This window comes from Streptomyces desertarenae (assembly GCF_042681365.1).
Classification (GTDB): domain Bacteria; phylum Actinomycetota; class Actinomycetes; order Streptomycetales; family Streptomycetaceae; genus Streptomyces; species Streptomyces desertarenae.
This window is the reverse complement of record NZ_JBHUFU010000030.1, coordinates 25,186-31,185: the sequence shown is the minus strand read 5'-3', so window position 1 is coordinate 31,185 and position 6,000 is coordinate 25,186. Positions and strand designations below refer to the sequence as shown.

Below are 6,000 nucleotides of genomic sequence, written 5' to 3'. Positions count from 1 at the left end.
ACCCTCTCCCGCCGCACCGGATCGTTCCTGCTGATCGACCCCGCCGACGGCGCCACCCTCACCGCCGGCATGTCCGGCCGGCAGGGCGTGTGAGCGTTCCGTCCTGCCGGCGCCCGCACACCGGAGCGGCACGGTCCCAGGCGGCCCCGCCGGTCCGGTCCACCTGTCCGCGCGCCTCACGCCGGGGGCCTTCGCGCCCTGCGCGCACGGTGGTTGGCGACGTTCAGGCGGTTGCCGCACAGGTTCGGCATGCAGTACCGGCGCCGTCCGGCCCTGCTGACGTCGACGAACGTCCCCTCGCAGTCAGGTGATGCGCAGCGGCGGAACCGCTCGTGCCCCAGGGCCCGCAGGGCCCCGAGCATCCCGACGCCCGCCAGAGCGGCCAGTTCGCCGGCGAGAGGGACGCCGGGGGGAACAACCGCGCACCACTGCCAGCGACCGTCACGATCGCGCCGGAGGAGCGGTCCGGCCCCCGATCCGGTGATCAGCGTGTTCGCGCGCTCGACCAGTTCCTCCTCGTCCGCCTGCAGGGCGGCGCGCACCTCCCCCCGCAGCGCGTGGACCTGTTCCAGGTCGTTCCGGGAGGGGCGTCCCGTGTGCGCGAGGATCCCGCCGCCCGTCCCGTGCTCCGCGAGGAACCGTTCGAGCGCCGCGGGGTCGGGCAGCGCCTCCCCGGTGGTGTGGCGCACCACCGGGGAGGTGTTCGCCAGATCGGTCGCCAGGACAGCCCCCACAACGTAATCGGAAAAGGGTAGATTCACGCCTTACACTCCCCTACTGTAATCGGTGAAAGTCAATCACATCGGTTACTGAACCGGCCGATGGCGATCCTCCCATGCCCTCCCGCACGCGCCCGCCCCATCCGGCGGAAGCGACCGGGGCGGCGCGGGCAGCGGTCACCGCCGACCGGAACCGCCTCCGAAGGGACTGCCATGCGGCTCCTGTTACGGCACGCACTCCACGTGGTGCGGCAGATCGCCTACGGCATCGACGCGGGAAGCGCCATCAGGCACGGCCTGGAGCCTCCCGCCCCGGTGACGCCGGCGCCCCGCCGGCAGCCGGTTCACGGGCAGCTGAGCCCCCCTCGTCCGAACGGGGCCCGCGCGGCGGGGACGCGCCTTTCGTATCCGCGCTGAACCGGGCACCGCCCCGCGGGGACCGTCCGCCGCCCCGGGGAGGTCACCGGCCGGGCCCGCGGGTCCGGCCGGTGACCCGACAGCGGCCGAGCGGCACCCGCGGGACCCTCGGCCCCGCGGCGCCGCCCGCGCCCTTGACCTCAACCTTGGTTCAGGTACGACGCTCGGCTCATGGAGATCACAGGCAGCACCACCATCCTCTTCCGCAACACCATGCGCATCACCGACGGCCACCTCGACGGCTTCCGGCACGCCATCGCGCGGGCGGTGGCGTTCGCCCGGGAGAACGGCCCCCAGCTCATGGTGGAGGTCTTCATCGACGAGGAGCGGATGCTGGCGCACAGCTTCCAGCTCTACCGCGACTCCGAGGCCGTCCGCACCCACTGGCGGCTGTCGGACCCGTACATCCGCGAAGTGATGGAGCACTGCACCGTGCAGCACTTCGAGGTGTTCGGCGAACCCGACCACGACATCGTGGCGGCCCTCAAGGCCCCCGGCGGCGCCTCCTTCCCCTTCACCGTCTCGCCCCGCCTCGCCGGTTTCAACCGCCTCGGGACGCCCGGCCGGAACGAATCCTCCCGTCAGCCCGGTTCGCAGACCGACACCCGCTGACGGAGGCGGGGACGCGCGCTCCGGCCCCGGAGCCCGCGGGGGCGGTGGCGGAGGAGGCCGGGAAGTGCGCCGCCTCCGGGCGGATGGCCCGACGGTCGACGAGTGCGTGGGTCGGCTTCCCTGTCCGGGCCGTTCCAGCCGCTCGGAGGCGGCTCGCGAGAATGGGCGAAAGAAGTCGCCGCCGGATGTCGAGGACCTGTTTCCCGCTCCGACTGAAGGGTGACAGCGCGCCGGCGGGGCGCGCGGGACGAGGAGGACGCACGGGATGAAGTACGTCGCGATGATCTACGGCAACCAGGCCAAGTGGGACTCCTTCCCGGCCGAGGCGTGGCCGGAGGCGATCGCCAGGCAGGAGGCGTTCAACGCCAAGTACCGGGAGACCGGCGAGCTGCTGGGCGCCTACGGCCTCGCCGATGCCGCCGCCGCCCGGCTGGTGCGCCGTGAGAACGGGGTCCCGGTGGTCACCGACGGACCGTACCTGGAGACCAAGGAGTACATCGCCAGCTTCTACCTGCTGGAGTGCGAGAGCCTCCAGCGGGCGCAGCAGATCGCAGCGGACATGCCGTTCGCCGACGTGGAGCCGGTGGAACTGTGGCCGGTGCTGCACGAGTCCGCGGCGGACCTGTGAGCGGCGCGCACCACGGGTTCGAGGACCTGCTGCGCGAGCTGGCGCCGCAGGTCCTCGCCGCGCTCGTCCGCCGCCACGGCGCCTTCGACGCGTGCGAGGACGCTGTCCAGGAGGCGCTGCTGGCCGCTGCGCTGCAGTGGCCCGAGGCGGGGGTGCCGGACAGTCCGCTGGGCTGGCTGGTGACCGTGGCCTCACGCAAGCTGGTCGATCAGGTGCGCAGCGAGGCGGCACGCCGCCGCCGTGAGGACGCCCTCGCGCTGGCCACCCCGCAGTCCGCGCTGCTGGCCCACGCCGCCGATGCCGTGCCCGCCTCGGACCGGGACGACTCCCTGGCCCTGCTGTTCCTGTGCTGCCATCCCTCGCTGTCCGCGCCGAGCCGGATCGCGCTGACCCTGCGTGCGGTCGGCGGCCTGACCACCGCGCAGATCGCCGCCGCCTTCCTGGTTCCCGAGCCGACGATGGCCCAGCGCATCAGCCGGGCCAAGCAGACCCTGAAGTCGGCCGGCACCGCCCTGTCGCTGCCGGAGGGACCGGAGTGCGCCGAGCGGCTGGCCGCGGTCCGGCACGTGCTCTACCTGGTCTTCAACGAGGGCTACACCACCACCGGTGGAACCGGGTTGACCTCGCTGGAACTGTCCACCGAGGCGATCCGGCTCACACGGCTGCTGCACCGCCTCGTGCCCGAGGACACCGAGACCGCGGGGCTGCTCGCCCTGATGCTGCTGACCGACGCGCGCCGGCCGGCGCGCACCGGCCCCCACGGCGAACCGGTGCCCCTGGCGGAACAGGACCGCCGCCGGTGGGACCGCCGGCTCATCGCCGAAGGCGTGGACCTGATCAGCCGCACCCTGCCCCGCGGGCAGGTCGGCCCCTACCAGCTCCAGGCGGCCATCGCCGCCGTGCACGACGAGGCCGAGGACACCGACTCCACCGACTGGCCGCAGATCCTCGCCTTGTACGACCTGCTGGAGCAGTTCGGACCGAACCCGGTGACCAGTCTCAACCGCGCCGTCGCGGTCGCCATGGTCCAGGGTCCGGCCGCCGGCCTCGACCTGCTGGCGGAACTGGAGGGCGACAAGCGCATGGCGCGCCACCACCGGTTCGTCGCCACCCGTGCCCACCTGCTGGAAATGCTCGGCCGGCACGAGGCCGCCGCGCTCGCCTTCCGCGAAGCCTCCCGCCGCACCGCCAGTGCGCCCGAGCGCCGCCACCTCACCCGGCGCGCCCGCCGCCTGGAGAGTGCGATGTGACGTGGAGCGCGCCGCCCGCGCCGCCGCCAGGGCCGTGACGGGACGGGCGGGGCCGTGGCCCTGGCCGTTCGGTCCGCGGCGCCGTCCGGTCCGCGGCGCCGTTCGGTCTGCGGCGCCGTTCGGTCCGCGGCGCCGTTCGGCCGAACCGGCCGGGACGGTCCGCCGGGCTCGTGCGGCAGACGCCCCGCCGGGTCGTCCGGCCGTGTGTACCGGTCCGGGTGGCGCGGGCAGTAACAGGACGGCGGTGCCCGGCGTCCACGGGGTCCGGTGCCCGCCGTCTTCCGTCCGTGCCCGCTTCCGTCCTGGGGGAACCGTGCGCATCATGACCGTCCTCGCCGTGCTGGGCGCCTTACTGGCGGGCGCACCCGCCGCCTCCCACGCCGCGCCGGCGGCCGTCTTCCGCGCCGCGGAGCCGGTCCGCGCCGCCGGGACCCCCTGGACGGAGGCGGACGCCCTGGCCCCCGCCCGCACCTCCGGCGGCTCGGGTGCTTCGGGTGTCTCGGGCGGCAGGGCCGGCAGCATGAGCAGCGCGGGCGGCATCGGCGTTGCGAGCGGCATGGGCGGGGTGAGCGGCATGAGCGGTGCGGCCGGCGCGGTCTCCGCCGGCGGTACGGTCTCCACCGGCGGTACGGGCGGCGCACGGGGGTCGTCCGGCGGAACGTGGACCGGGCTCGCCGCGGGGGCCGCCATCGTGCTGCTCTTCATGGCCGGCCCCGCGCTCGTCCACCTCCTGGCGGTGCCCTTCCACCGGTACGCGAGGCGCGGCGGGCGCCGCGGGCGGTGACCTGCGGGCCGGCGCCCCTCCCCCGCGGCCGGACGCGGCTCGCAGCGGCCGCGTTCCCGCTCGTGTGCGTCCGGTTCGGCGCAGGCCGCCCGGCGGCCGCTCCGCCGCGGACCGGGCGGGAGGCGAGGCGCACCGCGGGCAGGCCGGCCCCGTACGGGTCCGCGGACCCGGCGGACGAACCCCGGCGCCTGCGCCGGTCAGTCACCGCGCGCTCTGCTGAACTCCTCGATCAGTACGGGATACTGCTCCCCGCCGTGCCCGGCGGCGATCGAGCGATCGGCCATCGCCTTGATCAGCTTCGGCAGTTCGGCGTTGACGCCCACCGCCTCGCTCTCCTCCACCAGGTGTGCCATGGCCCGCGCGTCGGTCTCCAGGGCCGACACCTCGGCGGGGAAGGATCCGCTGTCGATCTGCTCGGCGTACCCGGGCAGCCACTCGGCCACCCCGGCCGCGATCTGCCGCGCGAACGGCGCATACGTCGCGGCGTCGACCCCGGCCGTCCTGAGCAGGGCGGTGCCCTGGAGCCAGGCGTTCAGGACGCTCCACATCATGGCCAGTCCGGCCACGTCGTACAGGGCCGCCAAGCCGTGGTCCGCACCGAGGTGGGTGACGGTGCCGAGCGCTTCGAGTGTCGCCTTGTGCGCCTCGAAGTCCGTCTGCGGCCCACTGTGCAGGATCACCGCCTCGGCGGTGCCGATCGCCGGCGGGACGGCCATGATGGCGCCGTCGAGGTAGCGGGCGCCGCGCCGCCGGGCCCATCGGGCGGTTTCCCGGGCCTGAGCCGAATCGCCCGAGGTGAGGTTGACCAGCATCGTGCCGTCGAGTTCGACGTCGCTCGCGCCGAGGAGTTCGCGCACGGCCGGGTAGTCGGTGACGCAGACGACCGTCAGGGAGCCTGCCTTGAGCGCGTCGCCGACCGTCGGCGCCGGCCGTGCGCCGTCGGCCACCAGCCGGTCGGCCTTGGAGACCGTGCGGTTCCACACGGTCGTGGGGTGCCCGGCTCTCAGGAACGCGCCGGCGAGCGCCCGGCCCATCAGTCCGAGTCCGATGACTGTCACGGGTGTGTCGGTTCTGTTCATGGCAGCATCGTCGACGTTGATACCGGTGTGAAGGTCAAGCGAGGTTTCGATGCGAATCGGGGAATTGAGCCGCCGAACGGGCGTCAACGCCCACCAGTTGCGCTACTACGAGGCCCAGGGCCTGCTCGAGGCGGACCGCGGCGCGAACGGCTACCGCGAGTACGACGAGAACGCCGTACTGCGGGTGAGGCAGATACGCCACCTGCTCGGCGCCGGCCTGTCCTCCGAGGACATCGCGTACCTGCTGCCCTGTGCGGTCGGGGAGGCCCCGGAGCTGCTGGGGTGCCCCGAACTGCTGGCCGCGATGCGGTCACGTCTGCGGCGGCTGGACGATCAGATGGACAGGCTCGCCCGGTCCCGCGAAGCCCTCGCCGACTACATCGACGCGGCCGAGCGCGTGGGCAGCCGGACCTATCCGCCCTTCGACGGTACCGGCCTGGAGTCCGTCCCCGTCTGAGCGGCCCGGGTGCCGGCCGCCGTGCGCGGGCGGGGCCCGGTTGCGCACGGCGGC

At 74.2% G+C, this 6,000-nt stretch carries 7 protein-coding genes; 5 read left to right on the top strand and 2 right to left on the bottom strand.

Going from position 1 to position 6,000, the window contains the following annotated elements; genetic code table 11:
• Positions 1-176 precede the first annotated feature (176 nt).
• Positions 177-734 (bottom strand): CGNR zinc finger domain-containing protein, encoded by a 558-nt coding sequence (locus ACFSJS_RS27340; protein WP_380905090.1) that lies wholly within the window; start codon positions 732-734, stop codon positions 177-179.
• Between the two features lie 573 nt (positions 735-1,307).
• Here ACFSJS_RS27340 and ACFSJS_RS27335 point away from each other — a divergent pair.
• The 4 genes from ACFSJS_RS27335 (at position 1,308) to ACFSJS_RS27320 (ending at position 4,410) form a co-directional block, all read left to right on the top strand.
• Complete coding sequence (locus tag ACFSJS_RS27335; protein WP_380905088.1) at positions 1,308-1,748, top strand: hypothetical protein; 441 nt, start codon at positions 1,308-1,310, stop codon at positions 1,746-1,748.
• A 265-nt stretch (positions 1,749-2,013) separates the two neighbouring features.
• A complete protein-coding gene (locus ACFSJS_RS27330) occupies positions 2,014-2,376 on the top strand; it encodes a YciI family protein (RefSeq protein WP_380905086.1) in 363 nt (120 codons plus the stop codon).
• A complete protein-coding gene (locus tag ACFSJS_RS27325; protein ID WP_380905084.1) occupies positions 2,373-3,626 on the top strand; it encodes an RNA polymerase sigma factor in 1,254 nt (417 codons plus the stop codon). The genes ACFSJS_RS27330 and ACFSJS_RS27325 overlap by 4 nt, the downstream gene beginning before the upstream one ends.
• A 322-nt stretch (positions 3,627-3,948) precedes the next feature.
• Positions 3,949-4,410, top strand: coding sequence for a hypothetical protein (locus ACFSJS_RS27320; protein WP_380905082.1), 462 nt, complete (start codon positions 3,949-3,951; stop codon positions 4,408-4,410).
• A gap of 197 nt (positions 4,411-4,607) precedes the next feature.
• On the opposite strand, the gene ACFSJS_RS27315 is transcribed toward ACFSJS_RS27320, so the two are convergent.
• A complete protein-coding gene (locus ACFSJS_RS27315; protein WP_380905080.1) occupies positions 4,608-5,489 on the bottom strand; it encodes an NAD(P)-dependent oxidoreductase in 882 nt (293 codons plus the stop codon).
• 49 nt (positions 5,490-5,538) lie between these two features.
• Here ACFSJS_RS27315 and ACFSJS_RS27310 point away from each other — a divergent pair, with 49 nt between their 5' ends.
• Positions 5,539-5,946 carry a MerR family transcriptional regulator gene (locus ACFSJS_RS27310; protein ID WP_380905078.1) on the top strand — a complete coding sequence of 136 codons (408 nt, stop codon included), beginning with the start codon at positions 5,539-5,541 and terminating at the stop codon, positions 5,944-5,946.
• Positions 5,947-6,000: the final 54 nt, after the last annotated feature.